The organism is Algoriphagus sp. Y33, from assembly GCF_014838715.1.
Classification (GTDB): Bacteria; Bacteroidota; Bacteroidia; order Cytophagales; family Cyclobacteriaceae; genus Algoriphagus.
Genome location: NZ_CP061947.1, coordinates 6282935 through 6299162 on the forward strand (window position 1 = coordinate 6282935; position 16228 = coordinate 6299162).

The following is a 16228-nucleotide window of genomic DNA, read 5'->3' on the forward strand; positions in this document are numbered from 1 at the left end:
CTCCCTATGAAAAAGAAATTTCTACCAATACGATCACTCCTACTTGTTATAATGACAGCTTGGGTTTCTTCTTGTAATCAAAAATCACAAGAATCAGACCTTCCGGAAGCGGAAAACACTACAGAAAAAGCCTATTCCATTTGGATGGCGGATTCTGAAATAGTCCGCAATCCGGAAGGATGGACTATAGATTTCAATAAAAAGCCGAAATGGGAGTACACCCATGGTTTGATTATGTCAGCCATGCAGGCTGTATGGAAGGAAAAAGGAGAGCAGCGCTTTTATGACTATACCAAGAAGTTTGCTGATTTCATGGTGGACAGTACAGGCAATATCCTGACTTACAAGAAGACGGATTACAATATTGACCGGGTCAATGGAGGTAAGTTTCTGATCAATCTCTACGAAGAATCAGGAGAGAAAAAATACAGATTGGCAATAGAAGAATTGCGGGATCAGATGCGCAACCATCCCCGAAATAAGGAAGGCGGTTTTTGGCACAAAAAAGTCTATCCACATCAGATGTGGTTGGATGGCATCTATATGGGATCTCCGTTCTTGGCACAATATGCAGCTACATTCGATGAACCGGCACTTTTTGATGATGTGGCAAACCAGATTATAGTGATGGACAACTATGGCTACAGTGAAGAAACAGGGCTTTTTCATCACGCATGGGATGAAAGCAAGGAACAGAAATGGGCAGATCCGGAGACTGGGCTCTCTACAAATTATTGGGGAAGGAGCATAGGATGGTTTGCGATGGCGCTGGTGGATGTACTGGATTTTCTCCCAAATGATCATCCAAAAAGAAACGATGTAATAGCTGTTACACAAAAGCTTGCCAAAGGAATTCAACGCTATCAGACTCCGGAGGGAGTGTGGTATCAGGTCGTAGATCAGGGTACACGGGAGGGGAATTACCTCGAATCATCAGCCTCGGGGATGTTTACATATTTTCTTTTGAAAGGAGCTGAAAAGGGATATTTGGATCAGGATGATCTTGCCGCAGGCAAAAAAGCTTATGAAGGGATGCTGGCTGAGTTTGTCCGTGAAGATGCAGATGGAGGGATCAGCTTGACAAATGTCTGTGGAGTTGCCGGATTGGGTGGCAATCCTTACCGTGATGGCTCTTTCGAATATTATGTAGGGGAAGAAATCCGGGTGAACGATCCGAAAGGAGTTGGGCCATTTATCCTTGCTTCTTTAGAATACGAAGCGCTAAGTAAATAAGGGATGATGAGATTAGCATTAATCCTTGTATTGGGCTTTTTTTCTTTGTCGGCACAAGGTCAAGAATTCGACTTTGTGGTAGCTAAAGATGGATCCGGTGATTTTCTTACCATTCAGCAGGCCTTTGATGCAGTTCCTGATTTTAGGAAAAATGAAACAAGGATTCTGTTGAAGGCAGGTGTTTATAAGGAAAAATTAGTGCTGGCTACTTCCAAAACAAATGTGTCACTGATCGGTGAAAATGCTGAGAATACCCTGGTGACTTACGATGATTTTGCACAGAAGAAAAATAAGTTCGGAGAAGAAATGGGTACCACCGGCTCCACCGGTTTCTTTGTGTTTGGGGATGGGTTTTATGCCAGAGATATCACGTTTGAGAATTCATCAGGACCGGTAGGACAGGCAGTGGCTGTTCGGGTGGACGGTGATAAAGTTATGTTCGAGAAATGTAGATTTCTGGGTTTTCAGGATACACTGTATCCCCATGGAGACCGAAGCCGACAATACTATAAGGATTGCTACATAGAAGGCACAGTCGATTTTATCTTCGGATGGTCCACAGTGGTGTTTGAAAACTGTGAGATTTTCTCCAAAAAAGGAGGCGGCTACGTGACTGCTGCATCCACGGGAGAAGTCACAAAACATGGCTTTGTATTTATCGACTGTAAGCTGACAAGTGATGGAGAGCCTGCTTCAGTTTACCTTGGCAGGCCATGGAGAGATTATGCAAAGACAGTCTTTATCAACACCGAAATGGGAGATCATATCAAGCCCGAAGGCTGGCACAATTGGAACAAACCCAATGCAGAGCAAACAGCTTTTTATGCAGAATATGCTTCTAGAGGGCCAGGAGCAAATGTAGCTGAGCGGGTTTCCTGGTCACATCAATTAACTGAAGAGGAAGCGGAAATCTACACTGCAAAAGCAGTTTTGGCAGGAGAGGATGGGTGGAATCCCCAAAGTAGAATTCTCGATTGAGAAGTAAAAATTAGATTGAAAAACAATAAATATGAATATCCAAAATATGCAATTTAACGTAACACGAGCGGTTTTGTCGCTTCTTTTGACTTGGCTGATTTTGCCTGCTTTTGCGCAGCATACGCTGGAAAGTATGTACGAAGGAGTGGAATTCGATATGCCCAAAGTGAAGGAAACAAGTTTTCCGGATTTTGAAAAAAACATTCTAGAATATGGTGCTGTAGGTGATGGGATCTTCAAAAACTCCGAAGCGTTCAAAGCGGCGATAGAAGCTGTGAATTCAGACGGTGGAGGAAGAGTCATAGTGCCAAGGGGGATTTGGTTGACTGGCCCGATTACATTGTTGAGCAATGTCAATCTTCATTTGGAGGATGGTGCATTGATCCTTTTTAGCCGGGATTTTGATGATTATCCGCTGGTGGAGACGAGTTTCGAGGGTTTGAATACCGTTCGCTGTATTTCCCCGATCAATGCCTATCAGGTAGAAAATATTGCGATAACAGGCAAAGGTACGATAGATGGAAATGGCGATGCTTGGAGGTTTGTAAAGAAAGGAAAGTTGACCGAAGGACAATGGAAAACGCTGGTGAATTCCGGTGGAGTCTTGGATGCAAAAGGGCAGATTTGGTTTCCTAGTCAAGCTTCTTTGGATGGCTACAATGCCAGCTCCAGCTTCAATGTGCCTGACACCAAGGATAGAGAAACATTGGAGAAAATGAAAGACTTTTTACGCCCGGTGATGGTAAGTATTCGTGAAAGTAAGCGGGTGCTATTGGACGGCCCCACCTTCCAGAACTCTCCTGCTTGGAATATCCATCCGCTGATGAGCGAGGATGTGATCATCCGAAATCTAAATGTGCGTAATCCATGGTATTCCCAGAATGGTGACGGGCTGGATCTGGAATCCTGCAAAAATGTCCTCATCTACAACAATACCTTTGATGTGGGAGATGATGCGATATGCTTCAAGTCAGGAAAAGATAAGGATGGACGTGATCGGGACATGCCTACGGAGAATGTGATCGTAAAAAACAACATTGTCTATCATGCGCATGGGGGATTTGTGATCGGAAGTGAAATGTCCGGTGGTGTGAGAAATGTCCATGTCTCAAACTGTACTTTTATCGGAACAGACGTTGGGTTGCGATTTAAAAGCACCCGTGGCAGAGGTGGAATAGTAGAGAATATTTGGATTTCAACTATCCATATGATCGATATTCCTGCAGAGGCGATCCGCTTCAATATGTTTTACAGTGGCAATTCACCTATTTTGGAAGATGATCAAAATGCGGATGACGAAGTAAGAGATGAAGCTTTAGTTCCTATAACCGAAGAGACTCCTTCCTTCCAAAATATCAGTATGAAAAATATTTATGTTTCCGGATCGGGAACCGCAGGATTTTTTATGGGACTTCCTGAGATGAAGCTGAAGAATGTGAGCTTGGAAAATTCCGTCTTGGAGGCTGAAAAAGGAATCACGGCTATCGATGCTTCAGGCATGATACTCCGCAATGTAAAAGTATTGGGAACAAAAGATACTCCGCTGACGATTTACAACAGTGAGCAAGTGAATGTGAGAGGCTTTTTATTCGAAGAGAATGGAAAAGCCCCGGTGAGGGTTTTGGGAAGTAAAACTTCTGACATCACTTTTGATAAAAAAGACTTTAAATCTGAAACTGAAATTTCGGTTGGAAACGGGGCTTTGGAATCAGCTGTTAAACTGAAATAGGCAGGAGTTAATGGCCAATAGTCCATGGTCGACAGCAGGTAAGATATTTCTTTTATTGCGAATATTCTGACCGAAATAAACAAAGAATTAAATGAAACAGATTAAAATAATCATTTTGGGAATGCTGTTTTTTGGTATTGTCTCATTCCAAAAAGCACAGGAAGAAATCACCGTTTTCCTAGTCGGTGATTCTACCATGGCAGATAAACCATACGCTGGAAGTAATCCTGAAAAAGGGTGGGGGCAGGTTTTTCCCTTGTATTTCAAAGAGGGAATCCGCTTCGAAAATCATGCAAAGAATGGAAGAAGCACGAAGAGTTTCCGTACAGAGGGGCGCTGGAAGGCGGTAATGAAGCGTCTCAAGCCTGGGGATTATGTGATAATTGAGTTTGGTCACAATGATCAGAAGATCAACGCAAAAGACCGCTATGCTAATGCCGATTCAGATTATCGGGATAATCTGATCCGTTTTGTAAAGGAAGTTCGGGAAAAAGGAGGGAAACCGGTATTGGCTACTCCGATTTCAAGAAGGAGTTTTGATGAAAACGGAGTGTTGGTAGATTCACACGGACGTTACTCTGTTGTAGTACGAGAAGTGGCAGCCGAAATGGAAGTGCCTCTTTTCGATCTTCATGCCAAAACTGTTGAAGTGATCGAGCAATTTGGAATAGAGAAATCGAAAGAGCTATTCCTGCATTATCGGCCAGGTGATTATTCCCAATTTCCCGAAGGTAGAGAAGACGATACACATTTGTCCCCTACAGGCGCTTTCAAAGTAAGCGACTTGGCTGTCGGGGAATTGAGACGGGAATTGCCTGAATTGAAGAAATATCTGAAGGATTGATATATAGATGATTAATCGCCATAATAGTAGCTAGTATTAAAAAAATGAAAGAACTAATCCAATTTATAGGTGACTTTCAGCACTTAGATCAGGTAACTACAGAAGCTGTAAAAAATAGTTTTCAGGAGAGATTATACAAAAGGAATGACTATTTGCTCAAAGAAGGAGAGACTTGTTCTAAGATATTCTTTATAAAAACTGGACTGGTTAGAAGGTTTTATGTTATTGATGGCGAAGAAATAACTAAGTGGATTTATCATGATAATCATTGGTTAACTTCATTAGCCAGCTACTTTAATCATAAGCCATCATTTGAATGCTTACAAGCAGATCAAGATACTGTCGTTTATTTTTTATCTAGGGAAAAGGAACAAGAATTATTAAAATTCCCTCTTTTTCTTCAATTTCATTTCAAGTTCTTAAGATTTTCTTTGGCTGCATTCGATGAGTTCCATTTTGTGTTGGACTCGATGACAGCTCAAAAAAAATATAAGTATATTATTGAAAATTTTCCTTTAATTATTCAAAGGGCGAAACAAAAAAACATAGCCTCGCTATTGAATGTCAGCCAAGAAACATTAAGCAGGATTCGAGCTGGAATTTATTGACTTTATGTCAATAAAAATGTCGTTCAGTTAAATGAGATTTGCAAATAAAAATTGCAAAATGATTTCAACAAGCTCAAAAATTGGGGATAATTCTCAGATAGGAAAAAACGTAACGATCGGAAACTATTCCACCATAGAAGATGATGTTGTAATTGGTGATAATACAATTATAGCCAATAATGTTTCAATACTAAACGGAGCAAGAATCGGGGAAAATTGCTTCATTCATTCTGGTGCGATTCTTTCGGGAATCCCACAAGATTTAAAGTATAACAGTGAATATACAACTCTGGAAATTGGAAGTAATAATGTCATTCGGGAATATGTAACTATAAATAAGGGTACGAATTCCAAAAAGATTACAAAAATCGGAAACTACAATCTGATTATGGCAAATACACATATCGGGCACGATTGTTCAATAGGTGATAATTGTATTATTGGTTTTAATGTTGGGATTGCTGGCGAAGTAATAATAGAAGATTTTGTAAATATAAGTGGATTGACTGGCATTCATCAGTTTACCAGAATCGGAGAACATTCTATGGTTACTGGGTTGAGCAGAATTATCAAAGACATCCCCCCATATATAATGGCTGCAAAAGCACCTCTTACCTATTCAGGGATAAACGTTGTTGGTTTAAAGAGAAAAGGCTTCGAACAAACTAAACTTAACGAGATTAGGGGAATTTATAAAATAATTTTTCAACAAAAACGAAATACATCTCTAGCGTTAGATTTCATAGAAAGTAATTTTAAGGAAACAATTGAAAGAGATAAAATCATTAATTTCATTAAATGCTCAGAAAGAGGTATCATTAAAGGGAATTAATGTACAATACCTGCTTACTAACCGTCGCTTCGTTTGGCGACTTAACATTGAAAGCAACAGTGTTCTCCTTGCTTTATAAGGCGGAAGACCGACAGCGACTGACCGAAGTTGCCTCAAGGTTAGAGTTAATTATCGCTTATAATGCTTAATCTACACCTGACTTGTAGGAATGATGATATTAAAATATTGAGAAAAATAGATGAAACCATGGGAAATAACTATTTGAAATCAGTATGGATTCTGGGTTTATTCTTGACTCTTTGTTTACCTTCTTTTTCTCAAAATGTAGATATCCAGCCTCTGGACTCAGAAGTGATGAAAGGAAAAATCGAGCATGATATAGTCGTGGCTCAAGATGGTTCAGGACATTTCAAAACCATTGGGGAAGCACTCGATGCGATTCGGGTTTACCTTCCCAAGCCGCACACGGTTTATATCAAACCGGGAATTTATAAGGAGAAATTGACGATTCATGGGCCTGTGACCCATGTGACTTTTGAAGGAGAGAGCCCCGAGACTACCATCATCACTTACGATGATTACGCTTTGAAGGACAACATGGGGACTTTTGAAACTTATACTTTGAAAGTTCTGGGAAGTTCTCTGACTTTTAAAAATCTAACCATTGAAAATTCCGCCGGAAATGTAGGGCAAGCTGTGGCTCTTCATGCTGAGGGAGATCGTTTGGTATTTGAGAATTGCCGCTTTTTGGGAAACCAGGATACCATGTTTGCATCCGGGGAAAATTCCCGTCAGCTTTATAAAAATTGTTACATTGAGGGAACCACTGATTTTATCTTTGGCTCAGCGACTGCACTTTTTGAAAACTGTGAGATTCTCTCTAAAGCCGATTCTTATATCACTGCGGCCTCTACACCTGAGTGGGTGGACTATGGATATGTGTTCAAAGACTGTAAACTCACGGCAGCAGCCGGAGTGACGAAAGTTTACCTAGGAAGACCCTGGAGAGATTTTGCACAAACGGTTTTCATCACTACTGAAATGGGGTCTCATATAGTTGCAGATGGCTGGAATAACTGGAGCAGGAAGAATGCGGAGCAGACTGTTTTCTATGCAGAATTGGGAAGTTCAGGACCGGGTGCAAATCCAGCCGGTAGAGTGGACTGGTCTTATCAATTAAGTGAGGAAGACAGTAAAAAGTATAGCAATGATCTGATTTTCTCCGGCAAAACAAAGGATGCTGATTATTACGGCAATCGCTGGTTTGGGTATGTTAAAGACAGTTCCTTCAATCTGGAAGATGCTTGGAAAAAGGATGTGAAGAATTTCCCTCAGATCAAAGCTGTTGAAATTCAGTCCAGCGAGTCAGTAACTCAAAGTAAAGGCCATGTTTATAAAAAACTTGGAAGTAGAGAACTGAAATTGGATGTCTTTTCTCCAAAGAACGCGGAATCGCTGCGTCCGGCAATTGTGATGATTCATGGTGGAGGATGGAAATCCGGAGATAAGGAACTTCAGATTCCGATGGCAATTGCCTTGGCAGAGCGGGGATTCGTGACGGCAGTGGTTGAGTATAGACTTTCGCCGGAGGCGCAATATCCTGCTGCAATCAATGATGTGAAAGAAGCAATTCGCTGGATGAAAGTGCATGCGGATGAATTCGGATTGGATTCATCCCGAATGGTTATTTCGGGTAGTTCAGCAGGTGGGCAGATTGCAGCTTTGGTGGGAATGACAAATACGCCGGAATATGAAGGAGCGACGGAGTTAACCTCCTCTTCAGAAGTTCAGGCAATTATTGATATGGATGGAGTATTGGCATTTCATCATCCGGAATCTGCCGAAGGGCAAGTTGCGTCGGAATGGCTAGGCGGGACATATGGGCAAAAGCTGGAGGTTTGGGATGCTGCATCTCCTTTATATCTGAAATCTCCGGATTTAAAACCCATGCTTTTCATCAATTCCCAATACCCAAGATTTCATGCAGGTAGAGATGAGTTGATTGGTAAACTGGATGAAAGAGAAGTTTATTCAGAAATGCATACTTTTCCGGATGCACCGCATCCATTTTGGTTGTACGAACCTTGGTATAACTTAACGGTAAATACAATGGCTGCATTTTTAGAAAAGGTGTTTGATTAGTACGATAGTTTGTAGATATGTAAGAAAGGGTTAGTAATGATAATGCATATGTATTGGGTTATTAAAATTGAGAATAGGTGTGGTTTTGCCGCACCTTATTCTTTTAAAATCCATAAAGTCGATAAGAGAATGTAATTTCAAAAATTATAAGTTGAACAAAAGATTAATCGAAAATGAAATTTGAACATTTTGCACTAAATGTGAGTAATGCTTCTGCCGCCTCTCTTTGGTATGAGGAGAACTTAGGATTGAAGGTGGTCAAGAAAATGGCTGAGCCTCCATACATGACGTTTTTGGCTGATGACAGCGGCACAGTGATGATCGAGATTTATTCCAATCCTAAAGGTGAAACACTGGATTTTGAAAAACTACATCCTTTGGCAGTGCATTTGGCATTGGTCTCGGAGGATCCCAATGCAGATAGAGACCGCTTGGTCGAAGCGGGGGCCAAGTTGATTTCTGATGATATTTTGCCTGATGGATCCCATCTTGTGATGGTAAAGGATCCTTGGGGATTGGCATTGCAACTGTGCAAGCGTGCTACTCCCATGATATAGTTTGTGTCAAATGGGGCATAATTGCTGCATAGATTTTATCTTAGAGGATATCATGGTTTAAATTCGATTTTTCAATGGTTGATATTCAAATCCCTTTCGGGCAAGTCAGCACAACGCTAAAGGAAATATTACTTAAGTATGGATTGGCGGAGGAGCGGGCACAGCAGTGTGCACTACTTTTTGCCAAAGCCGATCTGGACGGGGTGCGCTCACATGGTGTGAACCGTTTCTTTCTTTTTCTTGACTTTATCAAAAAAGGATTGGTCTATCCTGACAAGGAGCCCGTCATCCTAAGTCAACTCGGAATGTTTGAGCGATGGGATGGTCAGCAGGGAGTGGGAAATCTCAATGCGGAGTTTGCCATGTCCCGGGCGATTCGTCTTTCCAAAGAATTTGGGATCAGCTGCGTCACTTTGCAGAATACCAATCACTGGATGCGGGGTGGGAATTTTGGTTGGCAAGCTGTGGAGGCCGGCTGTATCGGGATTTGCTTTACCAATACCATCCCAAATATGCCGGCTTGGGGAGGAAGCGAACCGAAAATTGGCAATAATCCACTTGTAATTGCTATTCCCAGAGAAAAAGGGCCTGTGGTGTTGGATATGGCGTTTTCCCAATTCGCTTATGGAAAGCTGAGCATAGCCAAAGCTAAAGGTGAGCAAATGGATTATGAAGCAGGGTTTGACGACGAGGGGAATTTGACCAAGGATCCCCAAACTGTTCTTGCTAATTTTCTGGGATTACCGATAGGCCTTTGGAAAGGATCCGGTCTCAGTATGGTCTTGGATCTTCTTGCAGCTATACTTTCCGGCGGAAATGCTTCCTTTGAAGTGGGCAAGTCTGGGGAAGAAAGTGCTGTCTCCCAGGTCTTTCTTTGCTTCGATCCTATCAAACTCCAATTTCATGACTGGATAGAAACCAAGTCGGATGCTTTGATCGAAGACCTGAAAAATTCAGCAACTTTTGACGGGAAATCAATTCGGTACCCGGGAGAGCATACATTAGAGACCCGAAATAAAAATCTTGACAATGGAGTTCCTATTTCACAGCAACTCTGGGAGCAACTTCAAAACGAACTGAAATCATGAGGCAATTAAAAATTGGAATAGTAGGAACAGGGGCAATTACCGGGAAGCATGCAGATGCAATCGCTGAAATCGAAAATGCTGAATTGGTGGCACTATGCAGCAGTTCGTCCGAGAGAGCCAAGGTCACTCAGGAGAAATTTGGCATTGATACTTATTCTGATCTCTCTGCTTTTTTGACTCATCCCGAACTCGATATTGTATGCATTTGTACGGCAAGCGGGCATCATATGGATGCAGGATTACTGGCAGCAAAAGCAGGGAAGCACCTGTTGATAGAAAAGCCAATTGAAATAAACCTTGGTAGGGCGGATCAGTTAATTGATGCTTGTGACAAGAATGGGGTCAAGCTTGGCGTTATTTTTCAGAACCGGTTTTCTGCGGATTATATAAAGCTCAAAACGGCGGTTCAAGCCGGTAAATTCGGTAAGCTTCTCATGGGCAATGCGCATGTGAATTGGTACAGGGCTCCGGAGTATTACAGCAGTAGTTCCTGGAAAGGTACGCTGAAAGGAGATGGAGGAGGAGCATTTATGAACCAAGGTATCCATACGATTGACCTGTTGCTGGATGTGATGGGAGATGTGAAGTCTGTTTTTGCTAAAGTCAAGACTGCGGTTCATCCGATAGAAGGGGAGGATTTGGGAGCTGCGCTTGTGACTTTTGAGAATAGGGCGCTGGGGAATATTACCGCTTCCACAGCTTTGTATCCGGGTTTGGCTGAGCGTTTGGAGATTTTTGGAAAGAATGGAAGTGCAGTTTTGGAAGCGGGCAAATTGATTCAATGGAGTATTCAGGGTGAAGAAAATGAGCCGATTTTAACTGATACAAATTCAGGTTCGGGAGCTGCCGATCCCATGGCTATCGGGCATGCACTTCACAAGGCCCAGTGGGAACATTATTTGAATGCTGTGGAGAAAAATGAGCCGGTATTGGTGGAAGGAAATATGGCCCGAAAATCAGTCGAGCTGATCCGGGCCATTTATAAGTCATCAGAACTTGAGAAGGAAGTGGAACTCCCGTTTTTTGATCATTCTTAGATCCGGAATAAAATTGCTATTGCATATTTTAGGTTAAAGGGACACGCCTCTCTTCCAAGGGATAAAATCATCTTGGCCGAGTAGCATCGCTTTGGATTTTTCTTCTCCGCTGGCTACTCTGATTACTTTCTCCAGAATTTCTTCGCCCATCTGTTGGATATTTTTCTCTCCGGAGATTACATAGCCTGTATTGATGTCGATGATGTCAGGCATCCGCTCGGTTAGTTTGTGATTGGAGGAGACTTTGATCACAGGAGTCACAGGATTTCCGGTAGGTGTGCCCAGACCGGTAGTGAAAAGAATCATATTGGCTCCGGCTCCCGCCATAGCGGTGGTACTTTCCACATCATTTCCGGGAGTGCAAAGCAAATTCAAACCCGGTATGCTTACGTATTCACCATAGTCTAGCACATCAGTTACCGGCGAAGTGCCACCTTTTTTGGCTGCACCGGAAGACTTCATTGCGTCTGTGATCAGTCCGTCCTTGATATTCCCTGGACTTGGATTCATATCGAAGCCCGAACCTGCCGCCTCTGCAGCACCTGCATAGGCACGCATCAAAGAGGAAAAACGCTCTGCCTTATCATCGGAAACGCAACGGTTGATCAGTTCTTGTTCCACCCCGCAAAGCTCCGGAAACTCTGAGAGAATAGCCGTTCCACCCAAGGCCACTACCAAATCAGCAGCATAGCCTACGGCAGGATTTGCAGAGATTCCGGAGAATCCATCAGATCCGCCGCATTCCAGTCCAACTACCAATTTGCTCAATGGAGCCGGTTGTCTGATTTGCGTATTGGCTTCTGCCATACCGATAAATGTTTCTTTGATGGCTCTCGTGAGCAACTGCTGCTCGGTTCCTTCTACTTGTTGTTCTAGGATGATCAGGGTCTTCTTAAAGTCAGGATTGATTTTGCGAAGCTTTTCTTCCATGTAAGAAGACTGGGCATTTTGGCAACCCAGACTTAAAATCGTTGCTCCGGCTACATTGGGATTGTTGATATAGCCGGCGATCAGCGCACAAAGAGCCTGAGAATCCGTTCTGGTGCCACCGCAGCCTACCTGATGATTGAGGAATTTGATTCCATCTATATTTTCAAAAAGTCGTTCATCATTTTTTTCTACAAGGGTTTCTACAGAAACAGTGTCGAACGAATTGGTTTGGCCTGACTTATAAAGATTAGCCATTTCTCTTACCATTTTCTTAAATGGATTGGGCTTGCCGAAACCAAGCTCTTCGAGGAAAGCGTCTTTGATAATATCCACGTTTCTATTTTCGCAGAAAACCATCGGAATTACCAGCCAATAATTACCAGTTCCTACCTGGCCATCCGGTCGGTGAAAACCCATAAAAGTTTTGTCTTTGAATTTGTCAATATTGGGTGCGTCCCAATGGTAATCTCCGGATTTTTTTCCAAAATCTTCAGCTTCGTGGGTTACGTTCAGGGTGCTGAGCACCCCGCCTGAAGGGATAGTAGATAGGGCTTTGCCTACAATTCCACCATACATAAAGACCTGGTCGCCTTTGTTCAATTCATTGACTGCGAACTTGTGTTTAGCGGGAACATTGTCTTTAAGGGTGATTTTTAAGCCGTTATGCTCAACTATATCGCCTGCTACCAGATCCTGCAAAGCGACCAAAACATTGTCCTTAGTATGAATTTGTAATGTTTTATGGTTCATTGGAATTATTCATTATATTGCGCAATCGATTGCGCAAAGGAAGTAATTGTTATGCAATAACGAAAATGATTAGTAAAATTAAAATTATTGTTGCGGCATGTCAAAATTGAAATGCATGTTTGATAATCCGGTGCTATCCCAGACTTGGGAAGTAATGGGGAAGCACATGGATTTCTGTTTCGGGCATTGAAATGCCATTTATCATACAGCCTAAATCGTTTCCGTAGATCGACCTGAAATATCAGCTTAGAAAAACCTATTATTGTGTAGTATGTTTTATGTTCAATAAACCCATGGCAATCAAAAAACTTCCAATCCTATCTTTTTGTATAGTCCTGACGCTTTTATTTTCGTGTCAGGGAGTGGCAGAAAAGCGAATTATTAAGCTGGGCCACGGCCTTGGCATCACCCACCCTGTGCATGAAGCCATGCTTTTTTTGGCCAAAAAAGTAGAGGAGAAATCCGGTGGTAAAATGGTGGTGAGAATATATCCCAATCAACAGCTGGGAAGTGAACGCGAGCTGGTAGAACTCCTGCAGATTGGAAGCTTGGGAATGACGAAGGTTTCCTCAGCTGCGCTCGAAGGATTTGCGCCCACGATGCAGGTCTTTGGAATGCCTTATCTTTTTCGTGATGATGAACACCAGCTGGCGGTTTTAAATGGAGAGATAGGCAAAAAACTCCTGCTTGATCCTGAAAAATATCTTCTACGCGGACTTTGCTATTATGATGCAGGCAAGCGGAGTTTTTATACCAAAAGCAAACCTGTAGAAGTACCAGCTGACCTTACAGGACTCAAGATCAGGGTGATGGAAAGTAATACAGCTTCCAATATGGTAAAAAGCCTAGGAGGTTCACCAACCCCGGTTTCTTATGGAGAGCTTTATACTGCTTTACAGCAGGGGATTGTGGATGGGGCAGAGAACAATGCGCCAAGTCTTTATACTTCCAAGCATTACGAAGTCTGTAAGTTTTATAGTATAGATGAGCACACCGCATTGCCTGATGTGATGATTGTCAGCACCAAGGTATGGGAAAGCCTTAATGAGCAGGAGCAGCAATGGCTGCAGGAGGCAGCGGATGAATCTGCTACTTACGAATACAAAATCTGGGCTGAAGCTACTGAGGAGTCCTTACATGAACTCGAAAAAGCAGGAGTTACTATCAGCTATCCGGATAAGGAGGCATTTCGGGCAGCAGTAGAGCCGATGTACGTTGATCTCAAAGTCCAACAACCTGAAATCTATAAAATAGTGGAGGAAATCCGCGCCGTAAAATAACTATTAACCCAACTATCAAACCTATGTTTTCACCCCAAACCAAGCTAAATCTGGATAAATGGATAGCCCATTTTCTGGTCGTCTTGATGGCACTTATGGTGCTCAATGTGACCTGGCAGGTGGTTTCCCGCTACATTTTTCAAAATCCCAGTTCATTTACAGACGAACTGTCCCGTTACATGTTGATCTGGGTGGGAATGCTCGGAGCAGCATATGTAGCCGGTAAAAACGAACACTTGGCAATTGATATTCTCCTGACTAAACTGGAGGAAAAAGCACAGGATAAATTAATGATATTGATTAATTGCTGCATTTTGATCTTTGCGCTTGTCGTAATGGTTATTGGCGGTTCAAACCTTGTTTACCTGACTTTTATTTTGGAGCAGAAGTCTGCTGTGCTGCAGGTTCCACTAGCTTATATATACGGGATCATCCCTTTTAGCGGGATATTGGTGATGTATTACCAACTAGTTTCGATTAAATTTTTGACCACTGTTAAAGCTGCTGTGTAATGGAGGTTTTGAGCGTATTAGTATTAGTGCTTTCCTTTTTGTTCTTCTTGGGAATAGGAGTTCCTGTAGCATGGAGTTTAGGGCTTTCCAGCATGCTGACGTTGATGGTGACGGTTCAGACCATGCCGGCTATCACTACGATCGCACAGCGTATGGGGACAGGATTGGATAGTTTTTCCCTATTGGCAATTCCTTTTTTTATTCTTGCGGGTGAATTGATGAATAGGGGAGGTATCGCTAATCGATTGATAGAATTTGCCAAAGCACTCACAGGCAGAATGCGTGGAGGATTGCTTCACGTGAATATTATTGCAGCGATGTTGATGGGAGCGATTGCTGGGTCTGCGGTAGCTGCTGCGTCTTCCATGGGAGGTATTTTGGGCAAGAGGATGGAGAAAGAAGGGTATCCCAAAGAACTTGGAGCGGCAGTGAATATCACTTCTTCCACTACTGGTTTGATTATTCCACCGTCCAATGTTTTGATCGTTTATTCACTTGCTTCGGGTGGAGTTTCTGTTGCGGCATTATTTGTTGCGGGGTATTTGCCGGGATTGCTAGTCGGGGTTTTGCTAATGGTGACTGCAGCGATTATGGTGAAAATCCATAAGCTTCCGGCAGGAGATAGTTCATCTTTTGGTGTTATTCTAACTACATTCTGGAGGGCTGTCCCTAGTTTATTTCTACTAATCGTAGTGATAGGGGGAATTATCGGAGGTGTGTTTACCGCAACAGAAGCCTCGGCTATTGCAGTGGTTTATTCATTGGTATTATCGATGATCTATCGAGAGTTAAAAGTGAAAGATTTGCCTTCGGTATTGTTGAAGTCTGCAGAAACCACCGCAGTAGTGATGCTGTTGATCGCAACTTCCATGGCCATGTCCTGGGTGATGTCGAGTGAAGAAATTCCCCAAAATATCTCCAATGCCCTGCTGGGATTGAGCGATAATATTTTTGTTATCCTTATTATGATTAATGTACTCTTGCTATTCGTTGGGATATTTATGGATATGACTCCGGCAGTATTGATTTTCACTCCTATTTTCTTGCCTGTGGTGACAGCATTGGGAGTGGATCCGGTACACTTTGGTATTATGATGGTGCTCAACCTATGTATTGGACTTTGTACACCGCCAGTGGGCTCTATCCTCTTTATTGGTGTAGGGGTAGCAAATACCACGATACAGAAAATTATGAAGCCTATGCTGCCATTCTACTTTGCAATGGTGTTGGCGTTGATCTTGATTATGCTATTCCCGGAAATTACGATGTGGCTTCCTAGGGTATTTGGAGTGTAATGAGTTGTTTGATGTCGGATGCCCGATTTTAATACAAAACGAAAAAACGGCAGTCGTAAAACTGCCGTTTTTTCGTTTTGGCTTTTTTGATCTTTAGGTGGAGATTTACGTAAATTGAGCATACAATCTTTACTTCTAGAATAATTATGGACTCTATAATTGTAAATCCTAAAAATGAGAAAGAACTCAAATTTATCCATATAAGAAAATACCTTTTAGAAGTTGCCCGTTAAAAGGATTTCCTTACCTGATTTTTTATGCAATTGAAGGAAATGTTATTGTGGTCTATTCAATTTTCAACACTTCGCTAAACCCTGCGAAATGGCCATGGAATAAGTGATCAACTTAATTTCTACTTTTTGAAACTTTTGTCAATATCTTGAGTTCGCTTTATCCGACATCCGACATCCGACATCCGACATCCGACATCCGACATCCGACATCCGACATCC

14 protein-coding genes are annotated in these 16228 nt (G+C 42.3%); 13 read left to right on the forward strand and 1 reads right to left on the reverse strand.

Features of this window, described 5'->3' with window-relative positions:
• The first annotated feature begins 6 nt into the window (after positions 1–6).
• The 10 genes from ID165_RS26070 (at position 7) to ID165_RS26115 (ending at position 11009) form a co-directional block, all read left to right on the forward strand.
• Positions 7–1233 carry a glycoside hydrolase family 105 protein gene (locus ID165_RS26070; protein WP_225586905.1) on the forward strand — a complete coding sequence of 409 codons (1227 nt, stop codon included), beginning with the start codon at positions 7–9 and terminating at the stop codon, positions 1231–1233.
• Positions 1234–1239: 6 nt separating this feature from the next.
• Positions 1240–2211, forward strand: coding sequence for a pectinesterase family protein (locus tag ID165_RS26075; protein WP_370539720.1), 972 nt, complete (start codon positions 1240–1242; stop codon positions 2209–2211).
• A gap of 46 nt (positions 2212–2257) precedes the next feature.
• Positions 2258–3940 (forward strand): glycoside hydrolase family 28 protein, encoded by a 1683-nt coding sequence (locus ID165_RS26080; protein ID WP_192348300.1) that lies wholly within the window; start codon positions 2258–2260, stop codon positions 3938–3940.
• Positions 3941–4031: 91 nt separating this feature from the next.
• Positions 4032–4784 (forward strand): rhamnogalacturonan acetylesterase, encoded by a 753-nt coding sequence (locus ID165_RS26085; protein WP_192348301.1) that lies wholly within the window; start codon positions 4032–4034, stop codon positions 4782–4784.
• A gap of 44 nt (positions 4785–4828) precedes the next feature.
• Positions 4829–5392: a Crp/Fnr family transcriptional regulator gene (locus ID165_RS26090; protein WP_192348302.1), complete on the forward strand. Its 564-nt coding sequence runs from the start codon at positions 4829–4831 to the stop codon at positions 5390–5392.
• Positions 5393–5423: 31 nt separating this feature from the next.
• Complete coding sequence (gene lpxA / locus ID165_RS26095; RefSeq protein ID WP_225586906.1) at positions 5424–6224, forward strand: acyl-ACP--UDP-N-acetylglucosamine O-acyltransferase; 801 nt, start codon at positions 5424–5426, stop codon at positions 6222–6224.
• A 141-nt stretch (positions 6225–6365) separates the two neighbouring features.
• Entirely contained in the window at positions 6366–8327 is a 1962-nt protein-coding gene (locus ID165_RS26100) for a pectinesterase family protein (protein WP_225586907.1), read from the forward strand.
• A gap of 173 nt (positions 8328–8500) precedes the next feature.
• Positions 8501–8884 (forward strand): VOC family protein, encoded by a 384-nt coding sequence (locus ID165_RS26105; protein ID WP_192348303.1) that lies wholly within the window; start codon positions 8501–8503, stop codon positions 8882–8884.
• Between the two features lie 74 nt (positions 8885–8958).
• Entirely contained in the window at positions 8959–9972 is a 1014-nt protein-coding gene (gene yiaK, locus ID165_RS26110; RefSeq protein ID WP_192348304.1) for a 3-dehydro-L-gulonate 2-dehydrogenase, read from the forward strand.
• A complete protein-coding gene (locus ID165_RS26115; protein ID WP_192348305.1) occupies positions 9969–11009 on the forward strand; it encodes a Gfo/Idh/MocA family protein in 1041 nt (346 codons plus the stop codon). Before yiaK ends, ID165_RS26115 begins: the two co-directional genes overlap by 4 nt.
• Positions 11010–11042: 33 nt before the next feature.
• Here the strand turns inward: ID165_RS26115 and ID165_RS26120 are convergent, their stop codons facing one another.
• Positions 11043–12689 (reverse strand): UxaA family hydrolase, encoded by a 1647-nt coding sequence (locus tag ID165_RS26120; protein ID WP_192348306.1) that lies wholly within the window; start codon positions 12687–12689, stop codon positions 11043–11045.
• Between the two features lie 293 nt (positions 12690–12982).
• Between ID165_RS26120 and ID165_RS26125 the strand changes: the two genes are divergently transcribed.
• From ID165_RS26125 to ID165_RS26135, 3 genes are read left to right on the forward strand one after another with little or no spacing between them, the layout of a single operon-like run.
• The gene (locus tag ID165_RS26125; RefSeq protein WP_192348307.1) at positions 12983–13969 is read left to right on the forward strand and encodes a TRAP transporter substrate-binding protein; all 987 of its coding nucleotides are present in this window, start codon (positions 12983–12985) and stop codon (positions 13967–13969) included.
• 23 nt (positions 13970–13992) lie between these two features.
• Entirely contained in the window at positions 13993–14481 is a 489-nt protein-coding gene (locus ID165_RS26130; RefSeq protein WP_192348308.1) for a TRAP transporter small permease, read from the forward strand.
• Positions 14481–15776, forward strand: coding sequence for a TRAP transporter large permease (locus tag ID165_RS26135; RefSeq protein ID WP_192348309.1), 1296 nt, complete (start codon positions 14481–14483; stop codon positions 15774–15776). The genes ID165_RS26130 and ID165_RS26135 overlap by 1 nt, the downstream gene beginning before the upstream one ends.
• Positions 15777–16228: the final 452 nt, after the last annotated feature.

What these genes read in the sequence shown, in the direction of transcription:
- ID165_RS26070 (WP_225586905.1), top strand. Translation starts at nt 7, where the DNA reads ATGAAAAAGAAATTTCTACCAATACGATCACTCCTACTTGTTATAATG.
- ID165_RS26075 (WP_370539720.1), top strand. Translation starts at nt 1,240, where the DNA reads ATGAGATTAGCATTAATCCTTGTATTGGGCTTTTTTTCTTTGTCGGCA.
- ID165_RS26080 (WP_192348300.1), top strand. Translation starts at nt 2,258, where the DNA reads ATGCAATTTAACGTAACACGAGCGGTTTTGTCGCTTCTTTTGACTTGG.
- ID165_RS26085 (WP_192348301.1), top strand. Translation starts at nt 4,032, where the DNA reads ATGAAACAGATTAAAATAATCATTTTGGGAATGCTGTTTTTTGGTATT.
- ID165_RS26090 (WP_192348302.1), top strand. Translation starts at nt 4,829, where the DNA reads ATGAAAGAACTAATCCAATTTATAGGTGACTTTCAGCACTTAGATCAG.
- lpxA (WP_225586906.1), top strand. Translation starts at nt 5,424, where the DNA reads ATGAGATTTGCAAATAAAAATTGCAAAATGATTTCAACAAGCTCAAAA.
- ID165_RS26100 (WP_225586907.1), top strand. Translation starts at nt 6,366, where the DNA reads ATGCTTAATCTACACCTGACTTGTAGGAATGATGATATTAAAATATTG.
- ID165_RS26105 (WP_192348303.1), top strand. Translation starts at nt 8,501, where the DNA reads ATGAAATTTGAACATTTTGCACTAAATGTGAGTAATGCTTCTGCCGCC.
- yiaK (WP_192348304.1), top strand. Translation starts at nt 8,959, where the DNA reads ATGGTTGATATTCAAATCCCTTTCGGGCAAGTCAGCACAACGCTAAAG.
- ID165_RS26115 (WP_192348305.1), top strand. Translation starts at nt 9,969, where the DNA reads ATGAGGCAATTAAAAATTGGAATAGTAGGAACAGGGGCAATTACCGGG.
- ID165_RS26120 (WP_192348306.1), bottom strand. Translation starts at nt 12,689, where the DNA reads ATGAACCATAAAACATTACAAATTCATACTAAGGACAATGTTTTGGTC.
- ID165_RS26125 (WP_192348307.1), top strand. Translation starts at nt 12,983, where the DNA reads ATGGCAATCAAAAAACTTCCAATCCTATCTTTTTGTATAGTCCTGACG.
- ID165_RS26130 (WP_192348308.1), top strand. Translation starts at nt 13,993, where the DNA reads ATGTTTTCACCCCAAACCAAGCTAAATCTGGATAAATGGATAGCCCAT.
- ID165_RS26135 (WP_192348309.1), top strand. Translation starts at nt 14,481, where the DNA reads ATGGAGGTTTTGAGCGTATTAGTATTAGTGCTTTCCTTTTTGTTCTTC.